Consider the following 699-nt stretch of genomic DNA (forward strand, 5'->3'; position numbering starts at 1 on the left):
GGTGACTATCAGTTTATCGAAACGAAAGCTCCAAAACATTACGACTTAAATCAAAACCCTATCAACTTTACTGTTGAAAAGAGTCAAACCGCTACAGCTTCTGTTACCGCTACGAATAGCTTAACGAAGGGCGCTGTAGAACTAACGAAAGTCGATGATATTGACGGGACTACTCTTGAAGGAGCTATCTTTAAAATTGTTGATTCTAACGGACATGATGTTCGCACTGATTTAACTACTGATAAAGATGGCAAAATTTCTGTTTCTGATTTACGTCCTGGTGACTATCAGTTCATCGAAACGAAAGCTCCTAAGCATTATGACTTAAATCAAACTCCTATCAACTTTACTGTTGAAAAGAGTCAAACCGCTACAGCTTCTGTTACTGCTAAGAATAGCTTAACGAAGGGCGCTGTAGAATTAACGAAAGTCGATGATATCGACGGGACTACTCTTGAAGGAGCTATCTTTAAAATTGTTGATTCTAACGGACATGATGTTCGCACTGATTTAACTACTAATAAAGATGGAAAAATCTCTGTTTCTGATTTACGTCCGGGTGACTATCAGTTTATCGAAACGAAAGCTCCAAAACATTACGACTTAAATCAAAACCCTATCAACTTTACTGTTGAAAAGAGTCAAACCGCTACAGCTTCTGTTACCGCTACGAATAGCTTAACGAAGGGCGCTGTAGAA

General features: G+C 38.6%; 1 protein-coding gene. It reads left to right on the forward strand.

Translation table 11 applies throughout. The features are described from left to right. A partial coding sequence (locus AC0L0O_RS29925) for an MSCRAMM family protein (RefSeq protein WP_473786241.1) occupies positions 1–699 on the forward strand: 699 nt, incomplete at both ends.

It is taken from the genome of Bacillus sp. GS3m_15504 (assembly GCF_055825275.1).